At 39.6% G+C, this 250-nt stretch carries 1 protein-coding gene; it reads right to left on the bottom strand.

The genetic code is table 11. From position 1 onward, the window contains the following. Positions 1 to 250: response regulator transcription factor (locus tag R0J92_RS25165; RefSeq protein ID WP_411053692.1), on the bottom strand; the 250-nt coding region annotated here is incomplete at both ends.

The raw sequence follows: 250 nt of genomic DNA, 5'->3' as shown, positions 1-250 counted from the left end.
CAATTTCATCTCGTTCATCAACACTATGTTTTAATCGTAATAATGATCGGACTCGCGCTAATAATTCTTCTAATTCAAAGGGTTTACGAATAAAATCGTCAGCACCACTATCTAAACCTTTGGCAACACTGGGCTGATCGTATGCGGTAATCAGGAGAATAGGGATAAAGGGTAAATCTTCTTTTTGACGGATGCGTTCAGTCACTTCAAACCCGTCTATTCCCGGCATCATCACATCAAGTAAAATCAG

Origin of the sequence: Tritonibacter sp. SIMBA_163 (genome assembly GCF_046535935.1) — a bacterium.
In the GTDB taxonomy this organism is placed as follows: Bacteria; Pseudomonadota; Alphaproteobacteria; order Rhodobacterales; family Rhodobacteraceae; genus Epibacterium; species Epibacterium scottomollicae.
Note: the sequence above shows the minus strand (reverse complement) of the source record. Positions and strands in the feature narration are given on the sequence as shown.